Genomic DNA, 15749 nt, shown 5'->3' with positions numbered 1-15749 from the left:
AAGATATCTCATGGCTGCATCACATCAGGTTTCCAAGGTCGTTGTTGTCGGCGGCGGCATTTTTGGCGTCTCCTCGGCCGTTCATCTTGCAAGGCTCGGCATCGAGACCGTGCTGGTCAATGATGGACCGCTCGCCAAGGGAGCTTCCGGCCGCTCGCTCGCCTGGATCAATTCGGCGCGCAGGCGCTCGGCTGAATATCATCGCCTGCGCATGATCGGTATCGACCGCTACCGCAGTTTGTCGGCGCGATGCCCGGATGCCGCCTGGCTGCGTTTCGACGGTGGCCTGACGTGGGATGCGGACGATGCCTCAAACGAGATCGCCGATGTCTTCGCTCACGAAAAACGTCTCGGCTATGATGCGCAGCATCTGTCCGCGGACGCCATAAGGTTGGTCACGCCGGGTGTCTGCGCAAGCGCTGTCACGCCTCAAGGCGCGATCTTCAACGCGGGCGAGGGCTGGGTCGACCTGCCGTCGCTGATCGAAATATTGATCGCGGAATTCGTGGAGCGGGGCGGCCAGGTGGTCACCGAGGCCGGAAGCGCTACCGTCACCGTCGCCAACGGCCGCGCCACCGGCGTCACCACCACCAGCGGGATCAGCTTCGCCGCCAACGCGGTGCTTCTGGCGACCGGTGCGGATGTGCCGCGAATGGTCGCCGTGGCCGGTCAGCGTATTGCCGATGGGACACCAATCGCGCTGCTGGTCAGGACCAAGCCAGTCGACTTGCCTCTACGCGCCGTGCTCAACACGCCGCGCGTCGCCATCCGGCCGACGCCTGATGGCGCCCTCGCGCTCGATTCTGCCTGGTCGGAAGAAGAGGTGGTAGTCAATCCGGACGGGACTTATCGCGTAAAAGCATCGACCATCCAAGGGCTTCTCGACGAAGCGTCGAATGTTCTCGACGGTCATCCGAAATTGGAATTGGAGAGCTACGGTGTCGGGCCCAAGCCGATCCCCGGAGACGGCGAGCCGGTCTTCGGCCAGTTGCGGGAGATCGAGGGGTATTACGTCGCCTTCAGCCACAGCGGCGCAACACTTGGCTTGATTGCCGGCGAACTGCTTGCAACCGAGATCGCCACCGGAACAGAGCACCCACTCCTTGCAAGCTTTCGACCGTCTCGATTTTCACTTTAGCCTGCCAATTCGCCTCGGAATGGGATGTAATGTGGCATGCCTGGAGTTTCGCTAGCCGAGACGGCGGCCGCCTGGCCGCTTACGCGCACCTGACAAGCGAACTTGTTCCGGAACATTTTCTCCACGTTGAAGTTGGACAGCGCCAGGACCGTCGTTCGTCCAAGCTCAACCAGCGCTGAGAAATTCCATGACCAACCAACACCCCAAGACTAAACAGCCCTCGGACAAGGATCTGCGAGACAACCCGGGAATCGGCACCTCGAAGGGCGCGGTCAAGGGCGGCGATATGCTCGACGAGAACGATGCTCTCGATGGGGACAATACGTTCGAAGGCGATGTCGAGAACGATGTCACGCCTCAGGGCGGCATCAATCCTGACCAGACCGGACGCACGAACAAGTAGGAGGCGCCTTGCCATGGCCGGCCGGAAGACCCACGAGCAGCAGCTGCGCATCATCGAAAAGCGCGAGAACACCAGCAATGCCGGCGACGATTTCAATGCCGAGGATGAGCTGAAGAGAACCAAGCAGGAGCGCGAGGCGCGGCAAGGCGGCGCCAATCTGCGCGACGAGGGCGTGGAATTGACCGACAAGGATGATCGCCAGATGATCCGCGGCGAAAACCAGGAGAGCGAGCACCACAAGCGCAGGCAGGACGACTAAGCCTGTCGTCTTTAAGGCTATCGAGGAGCCATGCCAGACTACCGGCACGCCAGGCACCGCATGGTCGAGGCGCACATCGCCCGCCGCGGTGTGCGCGACGAACGAGTCCTTTCGCCACTGAGGCGGAATCCCGCGCGAGAAATCGTCGACGAGGGGTGCGAGGAGTTCGCCTATGGGGACGGTCCGGGCGGCGTTGCGCTCTGGCTATAGGGACCTGCGAAGACGCGACCTGAACATCGGCCAGCTCTGCCGCGAGAGCTTTTGGCGATCAGACAGCCTCGGCCACTACATGCAATCCTCGGCCTCGCAGCAGTTCGATGCCTTCGTCTGTTCGATCGCACCTCGCCTGTTCAGCCGCTGACTGCCGAACAGCGCCTCATCGGGTGGTACTGAGACCTTTGCCTTCGGCACCTGACTAGGCGGCCTTGCCTTCGGGCACGGAACATCTCACCGACTTTCTGGTTAGGCAGGCCGGATGAAGGGAGCTTTGCGCATGGCCACTAATTTGGAAGACGGCAAGACCGCTCAATCTTCCGACGACTTGCATGGCGGCAATCGCGGCGGCGACAAAGACCAGCGTAAGACTGACAAGACCGCGAACAAGAGCAGCCAGGCGGCGGGATCCGCATCGCGGTAGGACTGAGACATGCCGACCGCCGCGGACATCCTCATCGAGACGCTGATCGACTGGAACGTCGATATCATCTTTGGCCTGCCGGGCGACGGCATCAATGGCATCATGGAGGCGCTGCGCAGACGGCAGGACCGTATCCGCTTCATTCAGGTGCGACACGAGGAATCCGCAGCGTTCATGGCGTGCGCCTACTCAAAATGGACAGGCAAGCTCGGTGTCTGCCTCGCAACTTCCGGCCCTGGCGGCACACACCTCCTGACGGGACTCTACGATGCCAAGCTCGACCAAGCGCCGGTGCTCGCCATTACCGGCATGCAGTTCCACGACCTCATCGAGACCTTCACCCAGCAGGATGTCGACTTGACGCGCGTCTTCAGCGATGTCGCCGTCTTCAACGCGCAGGTCTCCGACGCGGCGCATATGGAAAGCCTGGCCGGTCTCGCCTGCAGGTCGGCGCTGGCACGTCGCGGCGTTGCGCATCTGTCGATCGCCAGCGATGTGCAGGAGCACACGCTCGACCAGGCCAAGCGCTCGAAGCGCAACAAACCGTCGCATACGCCGGATCGTTGGTTCGAAGGAAGCAGGCTTCCCGACGAAGAACAACTTGCGAAAGCCGCCGAGATCCTGAACGGGGCGACGAAGGCCGCGATCCTCGCCGGTCGGGGCGCGCTTGGTGCCAGGCACGAGTTGGAAGAGACGGCGGAGCTGGTTGGTGCCCCCGTCGCAAAGGCCTTGCTCGGTAAGGCTGCCTTGCCCGACGATCACCCGCTGACGACTGGCGGCATCGGAATTCTCGGCACGCTGCCGTCGCAGGAAATCATGGAGGAATGTGACGCGCTGCTCGTCGTCGGCTCGAGCTTTCCCTACATCGAATACTACCCGAAGCCGGGACAGGCGCGCGGGGTGCAGATCGAGCGCGACCCGCAGCGCATCGGCCTGCGCTATCCCGTTGAGGCCGGCCTTGCCGGCGATGCCGCCGTGACGCTGCGACTGCTGAACAAGCGCCTGAAGCGCAAGGATGATCGCAGCTTCCTCGAGAAGGCGCAGGCGGGCATGCGACGCTGGCGCGAGATGATGGCGCAGTCGGAGCAAAAGGCCGCCACTTCGCTCAAGCCCCAGGTGGTCACACGCGCATTTGGGAAACGATTGCCCGATGATGCGATCCTGGTTGCCGATTCCGGCCAGAACACCGAGATGGCGGCCCGCCATATCGAGCTGCGTGACGGGCAGGCCTTCGGCGTCTCGGGCGCGCTGGCCTCGATGGCATGCGGACTGCCCTATGCGATCGCCGCGGGCCTGGCCTTTCCCGGCCGGCCGGTCTTCGCGGTCGTCGGCGACGGCGGTCTCGCGATGCAACTCGGCGAGTTCTCGACGGCAGTTCGGTACCGGGTCCCACTCAAGGTGCTCGTGCTCAAGAACGGCATGCTCAATCAGATCGCCTGGGAGCAGATGATGTTCCTCGGTAACCCGCAATTCGCCTGCGAACTCCAGCCCATCGACTTCGCCATGGCCGCCGAAGCCATGGGCGGCATTGGTTACAGCGTCTCTCGCGCCGAGGAGGTGGAAGGTGTTCTCGACGCTGCCCTGGCTGCTGAGGGTCCGGTGGTCATCGAGGCCGTGGTCGACCCGTACGAACCGATGATGCCACCGAAGATGCCACCGGATTATGCGAAAAATTTCCGCAAGGCGCTATCGGACACTCCCGGACGCGCGGAAATCGAGGCGAATGTGGCGCAAGAGCCGCTGAGGTCGATGATTACCGCCGGCGAGAAAGACTGACGACACGCAAGAAGGAGCACGAGTTGAACAAGACCGACAGCGGCACCGCAAATCGCAGTTCGCCGGACCTCATGGGCGGCGACCAAGCGTGCAAGGCCGAGGAATGGGGCGGTGGCTCGAAAGCCGCCAAGGGACCGATCACGGAACCGGATCGACACAACCGCAACTCCAGCCAAAAAAGGAGCTGACATGCAGGATGCCCAGCAGAAATATCCTCAGCCGCCGCTTCCCGAACAGCAGCAGGACATGCCCGGCTACACCGACGAGATGGATCCACGGCCCGACCACGGAGAGGAGAGCTATCGCGGCAGCGGTAAGCTGATGGACCGCGTCGCGCTGATCACCGGCGCGGACTCGGGCATCGGCCGGGCGGTGGCTATCGCGTTTGCACGCGAAGGCGCCGACGTCATGATCTCCTATCTTGAAGAGGACGAAGATGCGCAGGAGACGGCGCGCTTGGTCGAGGAAGCGGGGCGCAAGGCGGTGCTCGCACGCGGCGACATCTCGGACGAAATCTTCGCGCGGTCGCTTGTGCAGCGAGCTATCGATGAATGCGGGCGCCTGGACATCCTCGTCAACAATGCAGCCCACCAGGCGTCGTTCGAGAAGCTGGAGGACATCAGCGCGGAGGAATGGGATCTCACCTTTCGCACCAATGTCTATGCGATGTTCTATCTGTCCCAGGAAGCAGTGAAGCACATGGAACCCGGCTCGACCATCATCAACACATCCTCAATCAACGCGACCAGTCCCTCGCCGGCACTGCTTGCCTACGCCACTACCAAAGGAGCGATCGCCAACTTCACCGCCGGACTTGCAGGACTGGTAGCTGAACGCGGCATTCGGGTAAACGCGGTCGCTCCCGGGCCGATTTGGACGCCGCTGATCCCGTCGACAATGCCCTCTGAGAAGGTCAAGGAGTTCGGGAAGAACACACCGCTCAAGCGTCCCGGGCAACCGGCAGAGCTTGCAGCGACCTATGTGCTGCTTGCCTCGGAAGGGTCGAGCTACACCACCGGCGCACTCTACGAGGTCACCGGTGGACGGCCGATGCTTTGAGCGAGCGTACCTGCCAGCTCCACGGCGCCAACTCCCGGTAGCACACTGACATCTGGCGAGGCTCATGCGCGATCAGGATCGCGGACAACTGCCACGTCCGCAAACTGGTCGAGGCGCATGCCGAAGCCACCCACCAGACCCTGAACCGGAGGTTGGTAGACGCGAGGCTGACTTCATTCCGGGTTCACCGGAGCGTCAGCTTTCGGGGAGGGGCAAACGCTGGGTGAATGTCCCCGATAGGCGCATTGCAGCCATGCCGCCGTCGCGTTGTGAGACTGATTTGGCGACCAGCAAAACAGCAGCCTCTACGACTCGTCCCTCTCATCGCGCAAATTAGACACAACGCGGCGGTTCTGCGACCTGCAGGCGGAGTCGGGGCAGTCGCGGACGAGCCTGTCCTTGCCGTAGCCCTTGGCCCACATGCGGTTCCGGTCTATGCCGCCGGCGGCGAGGTAGTCCATCACCGCATCGGCGCGCTGCTGTGACAGCGCCGTTTCACTTGCGCCGGGATCGTCGGCGAAACCCTGCAGCTTGAGCAGCCAGCGCGGATGCTTTGTCAACCAGGCGATCTGGGTGTCGAGGGTGGCCTTGGCGACAGAATCGAGCGCGGCCGAACCTTTCGTGAAGTAGGTGCGGCGGCCGACATTGAGGATAAAATCCTCCTCGCTGCCCGGCTGCACGTTCTGGAAGCCGGCAATCTCGGCGTTGGTGACGTCGGGCGTCGACGGGGCCAGCGTGTTGCTGGTCGAGCAGGATGTGGCCACAACCAGCAGGCCGGCGGCGAGCAGCCGGCGCGTGTTTTCAATCATGCGGTTCATGATGCGCCAATCATTCGACAGTGGTGGAAGCGGGCGCCTGGTCGGCGATGTGCGGCAGGACCTCCACCGCGGTGCCGATCGGGCACCGCTGGTAGAGGTCGATGATGTCTTCGGGGAACATGCGGATGCAGCCGCTGGAAGCGTCGGTGCCGATGCTCCATGGCTCCAGCGTGCCATGCAAGCGGTAGCCGATGTCGGCGCCGTCGCGGTACAGATAGAGCGCGCGCGGCCCGAGCGGATTGTTGGACGCGCCGCCTGCGATCATGGGCGGTAAGTCCGGTTTGCGCTCACGCATTTCGGGGGGCGGGACCCATTGCGGCCACAGCGCGCGGCGATCGATCGTCGCGCGGCCGTACCATTTGAAGCCTTCCTTGCCGACGCCGACGCCGTAGCGGATGGCAGTCTTGTTTTCCATGATGAGGTAGAGGAAGTGGTGGCGGGTATCGACCACGACGGTGCCGACCGGCTCGCTGCTGAAATACTTGACGATCTGGCGATGCCATCTCTTGTCGATCTTGGCGAAGTTGGTCTTGCGATAGACGAAATCGTTATCGCTGGCGGTACCGGCGAAAAAGGATTTTGCCCCCGCGGCTTGAACAATATTGCTGGTTCCACCGACCGCGACCAGCGCCAGACCGCCGAGCACGACACCCCTGCGTGATAAAACCATCGGCAATCCCCCATGCCTTAAGCCTGGCGAACCATAGTTGAGAATGATTTCGGCTCAAAGTGGAAAATGCTGCAGTGGGTGGGCCGCAAGCGGTCTGTCCGCTTGACGGCAAAATAGCGGCTGCCCGCCGGCTCACGCCGGCGGGCGTTTTTGTGCGGACGGGAACATCCTCGCTCCAAGGGTGTTTTGTCACACCCGGCTCGTTCTTCATCGGTCGTGCCGGTGACCAAGATGTCCCCTCATTCATCATGGTCGGCCCGCGCAGCCTTGACCGCACGCGCGGGCCATCCCATCACAAGGCCCGCTGGCTCACGCTGGCGGGTTTTTCCGCGTCCAGGCGCCGAAACTCATCTTGGCATGCCTGTTACAACGAACCAGGCGGATTCCGCGCTCGGTCTCCGCACGCGGTGAGGAGGACTTGCGACATGCCTCGCTGCGGGATTTCGCGATGAGTCTACCTGGCTCCCGCTGAACGCCACCGCCTGACCACCGGGACCCGTTGGACGACCTTCAAGTCGAAAGCCCCCGGCAATCGCACCTTAGGCGAAGACGCTTTGCTTGTTGATGCAGTTGTCATCGCATCATCATGGGTAGCAACGCGGTGTTGCGTGTTGTTGGAGAGATGGGGTTTCCCGAAAAGAATGAACATGCGCAGATAAAAGAAGCGAGCAGGATGGCCGTGAGTACATCTGCGAATACCTATTACTCTCATATGTGCTCGCTCCTCGGAAGGCGATCCCGCCACCCTCTCGACAGTGAAGATGGCGGGATCTCAACCGGCGACAAGGGACTTCGATCAACGGCTTCCGGCTGGGTGTTCCGCCGTTCGGGCTTCTTCCAACCGCCATCAGACGCAAGTCCTATCCCATAAGACTGATGGCCAAATTCGGAACATCCGCTGAAGCATTGCGTTCGGCAGCGTGAAACCCCAAGGCAAAGGACGACTAATCATGTCGAATTGCGAGACTGCAAAATCACATTCGTTAGGAAATCGCGTGGCTGATCTCACAGCCAAGATGCGTGAAGCGCAGATTGACGCGGGTGAAATGATGGCCTTCCACAAGGTTGCAACCATGTTGGAGGACAGCCAAGGACGTATCAATGGCGACGACTTGATCGCCGCATCCTTCGTTCTGCTGGAGGACCGGGCGTCCGAGTGACCCTGCGTTGGTCGGCTTCGATCGTTCCTTGATCAGCACTGCGCAGCCGTTTTTTTTTGTCACGGCTGGCGTCTCACGGGACTGCGGGAATAGCGCAAGGCTGGAGGGTGCTGTTAGGGCCGCCGCGCCTAACAGCCAAGAGACACCGCTTCGAATTCGACCGCCAGGCGCTCGCCCGCTTTGTCCTAGGGAGAGCATTCACTTTGAAGACAGCTACGGCGTGTCCTCGCTATCAGTGCCATGCATGCTGGAGCCATGCATGAAGGACTGGATCTCGTCCGCATCGATCTTGCCGTCACCATTCTCGTCAATGCTACTGAACATCCTGCCCACCGCGCGTTGAACCTCGTCCTCGGACACCGATCCGTCGCCATCGGTGTCCAACAGCCCGAACATCAGTCGCATGCCGGCACCGCGCATCAGCTGATGATGCCAGCGTCCAGCCATTCTGTGTCCACGATCGCGGCCACCGTGGTTCTGCCAACGGCCGCCATCTTCATCGTGGCGGTCAGCACCCTCGTTGCGATCGCCTTGATAGTTGCGACTGTCTTCCTCGCGGAAACCTTCTTCGGAACCGCGATCCTGCTGCATTCTCTCCCGGACAGCTTGCTCAACCATCTGGCGGATCATTTCGCGTGTTGGTGCATCCGCTTGTCCGGCCGCATCCGGCAACTGTCCGGCGGCCGGCGGTTCGGTTGCCGGAGCGGGTGCAGGTGTCGAGGGTGATGGTGTTCCGCTTGTCTGGGCGAGCGCGGGGGAGGTCAGGGCAATGAAAACGGCGGTCGCGGCCGTCGTGCTGTGTGGAAATCTCATGGCATGCTCCATCAATGCTTTCGCTTGGAAGGCCAAACTTGAGCTCGATCTGATTGTTCCCCGAAGGGGATCAGGTCACGGCGAAGTTACAGGGCCTGCCCCCCGTCTGAGGTAGATCAGGGTCTTCGTCAGGGAATAATTTCGGCTCTTCTTCCCTAGGCACAAGAGGAAGCCGGCGCCCATTTTTGCGGGCAATGAACGTTGGACATTCGGCCTCGCCAATTTTCTGCCAGTCGATCATACCGACGCACCAATTCCCTCTGCGTCCTCTCCTTTCGTGGGACGGAAGCCGTTTCGACCGCACGCCGTCAATAGCGAATTCCGCGTCCGTATGCTGCGCGGCCATAATGCATATTTTTATGTCACGGACCTCTGTCCGTCTGGACACCATGTTAGCCAGCGCTAAATCAGAGCAATGCGACGCCTACTGCTCGGACTTACAGTTTTTCTCTTTTGGACCACGTTGCTTCAGGCCGAGGCGTGGCAGCCCTTCGGCGTCCGACAGCTTGGCTTTAGTTTCGATATTCCTCCGAATTTCGTCCTGACCCAGAATTCGGAGCAGGGCGCGGCTTTTCAGGGCCCAAGAGACGCGTTTCTGGTCGTTTGGGGCGCGCGACTGGGCAAAGCAAGTTTTCGCGCCGAGATTGAACATCGCATGATCGAGGACGAAAAGGCCGGTTGGCGACTGACCTATCGGCGCCTAGCCCCGAAATGGGCCAGCTACTCCGGGGTCAAGAATGGTGAGATTCGCTATGTCCGTGCAATTATGGTCTGCAACGAGCGTGCCGCGCTTTTCACAATGAATTATCGGAAATCCGAAAAGAAACCGTATGACCCTGTTGTTGTGCGCATGGTCCGGTCCCTGAGAGCGGAAGGATGTTAGCCAGCAAAGAGCGAGGTTGCCGTACTGTGCTTCCCTCGGCTAAGGCCCAGTGGTCAACCCGGCTCCCCGATAGCCCCGCCCAGTCACATGAAAGCAGGCACCGGCAGGTATGCGGCCGAACGCTCTCACGCTGGCTCAACCGCTCAAAGCCGCTCACCGAAAAGCTGCTTGGTGCGGTCGCGCGCTAGACCTAGCACCGAGCCATTCCCGCTGCGGCTGGTTAGCGCCTAGCTCCGTGCGCCCATGAACGGGTGGGGCGAACGTCCTGATAGCTACGGCTGTAGAAGCGCGCCGCCAAACTGCGCCCACAAGCGCTCGCACTCTCTCGCCCTTAGGCTCGGGGTACCGGGCGCGCCATAGAAGACCATGGCGCCGCGAATGTCGTATCCAAGCACCGAGGCGTTGGCCACGAACTGGATGGCTCTTCCCAAGCTGGTGATGCCGATGTCGACCTCAGCTTTGTTGGTGAGGTCGACCACGCCGACTATTTCCGCATTGGCGCTCCTGCCCGCCAAAACGGCCGTCGACATCGCATCATGCACGGCAAGAAGCATTTCGGTGAGTTGCCCGGTGGAAGGGCTCTACAAACGCTTAAACGTCAGGTTTGTTCCCAACTGGCCTTGGCGGCTTTCCGACGACCAAGTCTGGGTCACGCGGCCTCTCATGTGCGCGTAGTTGACATCGTCTGCTGGACCGAACGGTCAGGCCGACGAGCCCAGTTCCTCTCGGCATCGAGCAGTTCATTCTGCCCAATCAAGCCGTTCATAAACAGCCTGAGTATATGCGCAGCTATGCGCTCTCCGTTCTGCGAAGCAAGAGGTAGGGCGCGCTCTTTGCAGACCGTGTGACAAACCTGGGCGAGCATCTCAATGTCGCTTGGCCCCAAAAACCGACCCGGATACAACATACCGTTTTCCTGTTGGAGAGTTGGAATGGCTATCCATTACGCAGGGTCACCGGTAGCCACAATCAACTATGATAGTGAGATGTCGAGTCCGGTGGAAAAAACAGCGAGGTCACAAGTGGTCGCGCTTGTCTCCGATTGACAGATGCCTCGACGACCAGCGCTACCCGCACCCGCTTCATCGACGCGGCTTTGCAAAGGCCTATGACCAGTTCGCTACCAGCTGCCGGACCGCCCAGGCGAGCATGCCGCCGGCCCTCCCGAAGCGCGATGTCGTGGATGAGGCAGCCTTTTCCCTATACATCCAGCTGTTACGCTGCGCATCTGCTTCGGTTCGAAAACTCGCCGCGAGCCTGGCGTGCTCGCGTGTCCGGGCCGAAACAGCCCACATGTTGATAACGACATCGATGAGGCTGCCGCCGACTCGTTGGCATAGGATGCTTCCCGGCATGGGCATCGACCAATGCCCCGGGCCGACCAGCACGAACCTGCGGGGGCTTTCCCGGAACAAAGCGTCGACGATCCGGTTCGGCAGGAAGCGGCCAAATTCATGCCATCGGAGATGCCGAGGCAGATGACAGATGAAAGGGAAGCTGAAGATGACGAAGTCTGGCGACCGCACCGTTCCCGGCGACGGCAAGATCGAAACCGGCCCGAACACATCTCCGCAACAGGATCCGGCAGAGGGGTCGCGCGAGACAATCGATCGCGAACTCGAGCGGACAGACGACGATAATAATTCCGACGAAGCGGAACGCTCGCGCCGAGACCTGCGGAAAGGGGTGGCGGAAGAGACCAAGCTTCCCGAACGCGGCTCGGCCTGAGGATCGCCGGAACCTGGCCAAGGTAAGAGACATGGAAGGCTAGACGCCTGGTCGCATCGCTGCTTGCCTCCTGCCTTTAACGCCGGCCACACAACCCATGCGCGGCGGTGACCCAGGAGACGCGAGAACGGCCGCGCGACGGTCCACTCTGTTCCAGCAAACTCGGCTCGCCGAGAGCTACCACCTCTGGCGTTAGGGCCTGACGAGATGCCACCTGTCCAGGTCGCATGCCGCCAGGGTTCCGCAATCTCTATCAGGCTGCGCCGGCCTTCTGGCTGCGCTGCGAGCGGGCACGGTCGCGGGCTGCGGCAGTGCCTCCGGGAAAGCCGCTTCGATCGCTGTAGTCGCGTGGCTTGGTCCCCCTCCGAGAGTGGCGCGCGGTCACGCTTTTCGCACCGATGATGTCGAGCAATGTGATGCCGGCGACCATCGCAAGCGCAAGGCCCACATTATCGCGCTTTGGGTTGCCATGCCGATACGCTGTCAGCAATGTCGCGATATCCAGGCCGTCGCCGGCCACCCGGCTCCACAGCCCCGCTTGCTTGTCCACTGAAAGCGAGAGTATGCCGCTGCTTATTTCCCGCGCCCCATAAGCGCGGATCAGATCTTCCTTGCCGCGCATGCCGAGCGCGCCGGCAATCCGCTCGGCGCCAACCAGCTCGGCGACGCCAAGCGCGATGCTGAACCAGCCGAGCTTGCGGGCAAGGCCATCGGAGGCCGCGACCGCACTCTGCCCAGTCTTCAGCACTTTGGGATCGCCAGGCGATCGGGTGATGTTGGTAAGTTTGGCAATCACGTTCATGACGATTTCCCTACGGTTTCAGTACAACCTTGATGCAGCTGTCCTGCTTGTCGCGAAACACCTTGTACATCTCGGGTCCCTGCTCGAGCCCCACGGTATGTGTGATGACGAAGGATGGGTCGATCTGGCCATCTTCGATGCGGCGCAACAGATCCTCGGTCCAACGGTTGACATGGGTCTGCCCCATTCGGAAGGTGAGCCCCTTGTTCATTGCCTGTCCCATCGGAATCTTGTCGACCAGCCCGCTGTAGACGCCGGGGATCGAGATCACGCCGGCCGGCCGGCAGACATAGATCATCTCACGCAAAACGTGCGGTCGATCATTTTCTATCAGCATCAACTGCTTTGCGCGATCGTAGACGGTATCGGGCTGGGCCAGCGAGACGTGGCTTTCCATGCCGACGCAATCGATGCACTTCTCCGGGCCCTTTCCGCCGGTGAGTTCCCGCAGTCGTTCGACGACACTTTCCTCGGCGAAATTGATGGCGATGGCGCCGCAGGCCGCGGCCATGGAAAGCCGCTCCGGCAGGCAATCGATCGCCACCACCTGTTTCGCGCCGAGCAGCAGGGCGCTGCGTATGGCCATCTGCCCGACTGGGCCACAGCCCCACACCGCAACCGTATCGGTGGGCTCAATGTCGCACTGTGCCGCCGCCTGCCATCCGGTAGGAAAAATATCGCCGAGGAAGAGAACCTGCTCGTCGGTAAGGCTGTCAGGCACCTTTACGTGCGTGGCATCGGCGAACGGCACACGCATGTATTCCGCCTGTCCCCCAGGATAGCCGCCGGTCAAATGAGTGTAGCCGAACAGACCCGCGGTGGTGTGCCCGAACACCTTGTCACCGAGATTCTTCTTGCGGTTTGTGCGTTCGCAAACCGAAAAGTTCTGTCGCTTGCACTGGTCGCACTCACCGCAGATTATGGTGAACGGCACGACGATGCGGTCTCCCTTCTTCAGAGCGCCGTTGACGCCCTTGCCGACCTCAACGACCTCTCCCATCATCTCGTGGCCCATGATGTCGCCGGGCAGCATGGCTGGCACATAGTTGTGGTAGAGGTGAAGGTCGGAGCCGCATATGGCACAACTCGTCACCTTGATGATCGCGTCACGTTCATCCTCAATTTCCGGGTCCGAAACCTGATCGCAGCGTATGTCTTCCTTGCCGTGCCAGACCAACGCTCGCATAGCTTGCTCCTATTTTCGCAAGATCTGTGGGTAGGGACCTCGCGCCTGTCCTAAGCGGGCCGATGCCTGGTTGGATCGACTGTGCCGCTGCTTGTCGAACCACAGGGGCGGACCGATGTTCCGGGAGCTCGAGAGAATTTTTGGGCCATTCCAGACCCGCACCTTGGAAGCGTCGCGGGCACCAGCGGCCTCCCCGGGGCGCGTCGGGCACGAGCCGCTGGGCCCCGACCCACGAATGGACGTACTCAAGTGTACCAAAAACGTTCCGTCCGCAGGTGTCCTTCGCGGCGGCTGACACGTCATCTGCTCGATTCTGGCGTCCGTAACCGGCATTCTCTTCCTCGCCCGCACAGGGTCGGCCGAAGCAGCGCTGTGACCGGGGCAGGTAGGAGATGCCGCTCACGGGCGGGCGCGCAGTCCGACCCGACGCGATCGACACGAGGTGGATGGGCGCCATCGCGACGGCGGCTCTAGCGGAGTATTTCGCAGAAATACAATGATTAGCGGGCAGGGCAGAGTGCTAGCCGTGCGCAGCGATGAACATGGCGACGGCCGACCGGCAATAGGATTCGACTTCGTTGTCGTCCGCCGCTCTCGCCTGATCGAAGCGTGCGATAATCAAAAGATCGGATCCTTTGAAAAGCGCGGCAAACAAGCGGGCGGACCGGAGAGGATCGGGCACGTTCAGAACTGCCTTCGCGTGCAACTGACGCAACAGGACCTCGATTTGGGCGATGACATGGGCGGGGCCGGCTTCGAAATGGAGCTTGCTTAACGACCTTGGATTCGTCTGGTCGGCCATTACCATGGCTTCGACACTGCGGACATCTGATCTCAACAGCGTGCGAAGCAGGGATGATCCCACCGCCATGAGATGATCCTCGACCGAACCGTCGATGCCTTCAAGAAGGGCCTGTGGTGCAAACAATTGATGGCAGCCGGACGCGATGGCCGCGCTGAACAGCGCCTCCTTGTTCTCGAAGTGCCGATAGATGCTGAGCTTGGATATCTTCGCCCGCTGGGCGACCTTGTCCAATGTCGTCGCTTGAAACCCCAATTCGACAAAGAGTTCGGACGCAGCGTCGAGTATCGTTTGGCCAAGCGCCTCGTTGGCGGGCCGGCCGCGCCGGCCCTGGCTATTTTCGGTCACGACAATTCCAGTCCTTGACAGTATCCTAATTCTTGGATTACGATACCATGTAGTTTCTGAAATGCGCAAGCCGATGGGTAGGTTTCAACCAGGTCCAACCGGCCCCTCATCCACAACACGGAGCCCATCATGGATGACGTCATTATCATCGGCGGCAGCTTTGCCGGTCTCGCCGGCGCCCTGCAACTCGGCCGTGCCCGCCGCAAGGTCACCGTTCTTGATACCGGCCTGCCGCGCAACCGCTTCGCCGGCCACTCGCATGGCCTGCTCGGCCACGATCACAAGCCGCCGCTGGACATCCTGGCCGAGGCGCGGCGGCAGCTGGCGCGCTATCCCACGATCAAGCTGGTCAATGCCCGGGCCGACAGCCTGTCCGGGGCCATCGACGATTTCTCCGTGCTCACTGGCGATGGCGGAAGCCTGGGCGCGCGCCGGCTGATCCTGAGCTATGGCGTCGTCGACCAGATGCCTGATGTTCCGGGCTTTGCCGAAAGCTGGGGCACGTCCATCGTGCCCTGCCCCTATTGCGACGGCTTTGAAGTCGCCGGCCAGCATTGGGGCCTCGTCTGGTCCGGCCCACAGTCGATGAATCAGGTCAGGCTGTTCCACGATTGGACCGACAGGTTGACGGTCTTTGCCGATGGTCACGACATTCCGCCCGATATCCGGGCCGGTCTGGCGCGCCGCAACATACCTGTCGTCGACGGCCGGATCATCGAGATCGCCCATCACGGGGGGCATAACGCCACCGTCAAGCTCGATACCGGCCCCAATGTCGCGGTCGACATCCTGTTCGCGCATCCGCGCAACAAGCCATCCGCAGGCCTGCATGAATCACTGGGCCTCGCCACGGTCGATACGCCCCTCGGCGTAATCCTCAAGGTCGACGAGCGCCGCGAAACCAGCATGCCCGGCATCTACGCCGCGGGCGACCTCGCCAACCCCCTCACGCCGCCATCGGTCACCCTGGCAATATCGCACGGCGCGACGGCGGGCATCTTCGCCCAGCAGTCGATGCTGGTTTGAGAGCGCAGATTCCCTTCTCCGGGTGCCGCGGGCTATCATATTCTGAAGGCGAGGTTACGGAACGCCGGCCCGCTCTCCCCTGAGGGGCATCTTTGGCCGGTTGGCTTTGGGAACTCAACTGCGCTGCCGGCATGACGGCGATCGCCGACATCGGTTATCAAGCTCAATCACGCTGGAAAGCATGAACCACGTCGACGTCGACATCGACGGCGGGCTTACGGTATGGGGACCGGTGGCGGGA

At 61.6% G+C, this 15749-nt stretch carries 19 protein-coding genes; 12 read left to right on the top strand and 7 right to left on the bottom strand.

Annotated features, from left to right (window positions below):
• The first annotated feature begins 10 nt into the window (after positions 1 to 10).
• The 8 genes from NKI46_RS18400 (at position 11) to NKI46_RS18365 (ending at position 5272) form a co-directional block, all read left to right on the top strand.
• Positions 11 to 1138 carry an NAD(P)/FAD-dependent oxidoreductase gene (locus NKI46_RS18400; RefSeq protein WP_023695155.1) on the top strand — a complete coding sequence of 376 codons (1128 nt, stop codon included), beginning with the start codon at positions 11 to 13 and terminating at the stop codon, positions 1136 to 1138.
• A 187-nt stretch (positions 1139 to 1325) separates the two neighbouring features.
• On the top strand, positions 1326 to 1541 hold the full coding sequence (locus NKI46_RS18395; RefSeq protein WP_023818615.1) for a hypothetical protein: 216 nt from the start codon (positions 1326 to 1328) through the stop codon (positions 1539 to 1541).
• Between the two features lie 13 nt (positions 1542 to 1554).
• A complete protein-coding gene (locus NKI46_RS18390) occupies positions 1555 to 1800 on the top strand; it encodes a hypothetical protein (protein WP_023699894.1) in 246 nt (81 codons plus the stop codon).
• Positions 1801 to 1972: 172 nt separating this feature from the next.
• On the top strand, positions 1973 to 2161 hold the full coding sequence (locus NKI46_RS18385; RefSeq protein WP_023707234.1) for a hypothetical protein: 189 nt from the start codon (positions 1973 to 1975) through the stop codon (positions 2159 to 2161).
• Positions 2162 to 2275: 114 nt separating this feature from the next.
• The gene (locus NKI46_RS18380; RefSeq protein WP_023751093.1) at positions 2276 to 2437 is read left to right on the top strand and encodes a hypothetical protein; all 162 of its coding nucleotides are present in this window, start codon (positions 2276 to 2278) and stop codon (positions 2435 to 2437) included.
• Between the two features lie 9 nt (positions 2438 to 2446).
• Positions 2447 to 4213, top strand: coding sequence for a thiamine pyrophosphate-dependent enzyme (locus NKI46_RS18375; protein ID WP_023738315.1), 1767 nt, complete (start codon positions 2447 to 2449; stop codon positions 4211 to 4213).
• A 23-nt stretch (positions 4214 to 4236) separates the two neighbouring features.
• Positions 4237 to 4401, top strand: coding sequence for a hypothetical protein (locus NKI46_RS18370; RefSeq protein WP_023695159.1), 165 nt, complete (start codon positions 4237 to 4239; stop codon positions 4399 to 4401).
• A 58-nt stretch (positions 4402 to 4459) separates the two neighbouring features.
• On the top strand, positions 4460 to 5272 hold the full coding sequence (locus NKI46_RS18365; protein ID WP_280790897.1) for an SDR family oxidoreductase: 813 nt from the start codon (positions 4460 to 4462) through the stop codon (positions 5270 to 5272).
• A gap of 305 nt (positions 5273 to 5577) precedes the next feature.
• Here NKI46_RS18365 and NKI46_RS18360 read toward each other — a convergent pair whose 3' ends face one another.
• Both NKI46_RS18360 and NKI46_RS18355 read right to left on the bottom strand, forming a co-directional pair.
• A complete protein-coding gene (locus tag NKI46_RS18360) occupies positions 5578 to 6090 on the bottom strand; it encodes an OmpA family protein (RefSeq protein ID WP_023667764.1) in 513 nt (170 codons plus the stop codon).
• Positions 6091 to 6100: 10 nt separating this feature from the next.
• Positions 6101 to 6760 (bottom strand): L,D-transpeptidase, encoded by a 660-nt coding sequence (locus tag NKI46_RS18355; RefSeq protein WP_023682764.1) that lies wholly within the window; start codon positions 6758 to 6760, stop codon positions 6101 to 6103.
• Between the two features lie 995 nt (positions 6761 to 7755).
• Here NKI46_RS18355 and NKI46_RS18350 point away from each other — a divergent pair.
• Positions 7756 to 7920, top strand: coding sequence for a hypothetical protein (locus tag NKI46_RS18350; protein WP_348524243.1), 165 nt, complete (start codon positions 7756 to 7758; stop codon positions 7918 to 7920).
• 213 nt (positions 7921 to 8133) lie between these two features.
• Here NKI46_RS18350 and NKI46_RS18345 read toward each other — a convergent pair whose 3' ends face one another.
• The gene (locus tag NKI46_RS18345) at positions 8134 to 8733 is read right to left on the bottom strand and encodes an EF-hand domain-containing protein (RefSeq protein ID WP_023738317.1); all 600 of its coding nucleotides are present in this window, start codon (positions 8731 to 8733) and stop codon (positions 8134 to 8136) included.
• A gap of 463 nt (positions 8734 to 9196) precedes the next feature.
• Between NKI46_RS18345 and NKI46_RS18340 the strand changes: the two genes are divergently transcribed.
• Complete coding sequence (locus NKI46_RS18340) at positions 9197 to 9616, top strand: hypothetical protein (RefSeq protein WP_245260389.1); 420 nt, start codon at positions 9197 to 9199, stop codon at positions 9614 to 9616.
• A gap of 272 nt (positions 9617 to 9888) precedes the next feature.
• Here NKI46_RS18340 and NKI46_RS18335 read toward each other — a convergent pair whose 3' ends face one another.
• Positions 9889 to 10146, bottom strand: a complete 258-nt coding sequence (locus NKI46_RS18335; protein ID WP_245260390.1) for a hypothetical protein — start codon at positions 10144 to 10146, stop codon at positions 9889 to 9891.
• A 973-nt stretch (positions 10147 to 11119) separates the two neighbouring features.
• Here NKI46_RS18335 and NKI46_RS18330 point away from each other — a divergent pair.
• The gene (locus NKI46_RS18330; protein WP_156929751.1) at positions 11120 to 11344 is read left to right on the top strand and encodes a hypothetical protein; all 225 of its coding nucleotides are present in this window, start codon (positions 11120 to 11122) and stop codon (positions 11342 to 11344) included.
• Between the two features lie 253 nt (positions 11345 to 11597).
• Here NKI46_RS18330 and NKI46_RS18325 read toward each other — a convergent pair whose 3' ends face one another.
• From NKI46_RS18325 to NKI46_RS18315, 3 genes are all read right to left on the bottom strand, one after another.
• Positions 11598 to 12146 carry a hypothetical protein gene (locus NKI46_RS18325; RefSeq protein WP_023710080.1) on the bottom strand — a complete coding sequence of 183 codons (549 nt, stop codon included), beginning with the start codon at positions 12144 to 12146 and terminating at the stop codon, positions 11598 to 11600.
• A gap of 10 nt (positions 12147 to 12156) precedes the next feature.
• Entirely contained in the window at positions 12157 to 13332 is a 1176-nt protein-coding gene (locus NKI46_RS18320; protein WP_023738322.1) for a zinc-dependent alcohol dehydrogenase, read from the bottom strand.
• Positions 13333 to 13852: 520 nt separating this feature from the next.
• Complete coding sequence (locus NKI46_RS18315) at positions 13853 to 14482, bottom strand: TetR/AcrR family transcriptional regulator (RefSeq protein ID WP_023738323.1); 630 nt, start codon at positions 14480 to 14482, stop codon at positions 13853 to 13855.
• A gap of 129 nt (positions 14483 to 14611) precedes the next feature.
• Between NKI46_RS18315 and NKI46_RS18310 the strand changes: the two genes are divergently transcribed.
• Positions 14612 to 15508, top strand: coding sequence for an NAD(P)/FAD-dependent oxidoreductase (locus NKI46_RS18310; RefSeq protein ID WP_023738324.1), 897 nt, complete (start codon positions 14612 to 14614; stop codon positions 15506 to 15508).
• The last annotated feature ends 241 nt before the right edge of the window (positions 15509 to 15749 follow it).

The organism is Mesorhizobium sp. M0615, from assembly GCF_040320805.1.
Lineage (GTDB): Bacteria > Pseudomonadota > Alphaproteobacteria > Rhizobiales > Rhizobiaceae > Mesorhizobium.
This window is presented reverse-complemented; position numbering and strand designations above follow the sequence as displayed.

Excerpts from the sequence above, each read along its gene's own strand:
- NKI46_RS18400 (WP_023695155.1), top strand. The coding sequence starts at position 11 with ATGGCTGCATCACATCAGGTTTCCAAGGTCGTTGTTGTCGGCGGCGGC.
- NKI46_RS18395 (WP_023818615.1), top strand. The coding sequence starts at position 1,326 with ATGACCAACCAACACCCCAAGACTAAACAGCCCTCGGACAAGGATCTG.
- NKI46_RS18390 (WP_023699894.1), top strand. The coding sequence starts at position 1,555 with ATGGCCGGCCGGAAGACCCACGAGCAGCAGCTGCGCATCATCGAAAAG.
- NKI46_RS18385 (WP_023707234.1), top strand. The coding sequence starts at position 1,973 with ATGGGGACGGTCCGGGCGGCGTTGCGCTCTGGCTATAGGGACCTGCGA.
- NKI46_RS18380 (WP_023751093.1), top strand. The coding sequence starts at position 2,276 with ATGAAGGGAGCTTTGCGCATGGCCACTAATTTGGAAGACGGCAAGACC.
- NKI46_RS18375 (WP_023738315.1), top strand. The coding sequence starts at position 2,447 with ATGCCGACCGCCGCGGACATCCTCATCGAGACGCTGATCGACTGGAAC.
- NKI46_RS18365 (WP_280790897.1), top strand. The coding sequence starts at position 4,460 with ATGCCCGGCTACACCGACGAGATGGATCCACGGCCCGACCACGGAGAG.
- NKI46_RS18360 (WP_023667764.1), bottom strand. The coding sequence starts at position 6,090 with ATGAACCGCATGATTGAAAACACGCGCCGGCTGCTCGCCGCCGGCCTG.
- NKI46_RS18355 (WP_023682764.1), bottom strand. The coding sequence starts at position 6,760 with ATGGTTTTATCACGCAGGGGTGTCGTGCTCGGCGGTCTGGCGCTGGTC.
- NKI46_RS18345 (WP_023738317.1), bottom strand. The coding sequence starts at position 8,733 with ATGAGATTTCCACACAGCACGACGGCCGCGACCGCCGTTTTCATTGCC.
- NKI46_RS18335 (WP_245260390.1), bottom strand. The coding sequence starts at position 10,146 with ATGTCGACGGCCGTTTTGGCGGGCAGGAGCGCCAATGCGGAAATAGTC.
- NKI46_RS18330 (WP_156929751.1), top strand. The coding sequence starts at position 11,120 with ATGACGAAGTCTGGCGACCGCACCGTTCCCGGCGACGGCAAGATCGAA.
- NKI46_RS18325 (WP_023710080.1), bottom strand. The coding sequence starts at position 12,146 with ATGAACGTGATTGCCAAACTTACCAACATCACCCGATCGCCTGGCGAT.
- NKI46_RS18320 (WP_023738322.1), bottom strand. The coding sequence starts at position 13,332 with ATGCGAGCGTTGGTCTGGCACGGCAAGGAAGACATACGCTGCGATCAG.
- NKI46_RS18310 (WP_023738324.1), top strand. The coding sequence starts at position 14,612 with ATGGATGACGTCATTATCATCGGCGGCAGCTTTGCCGGTCTCGCCGGC.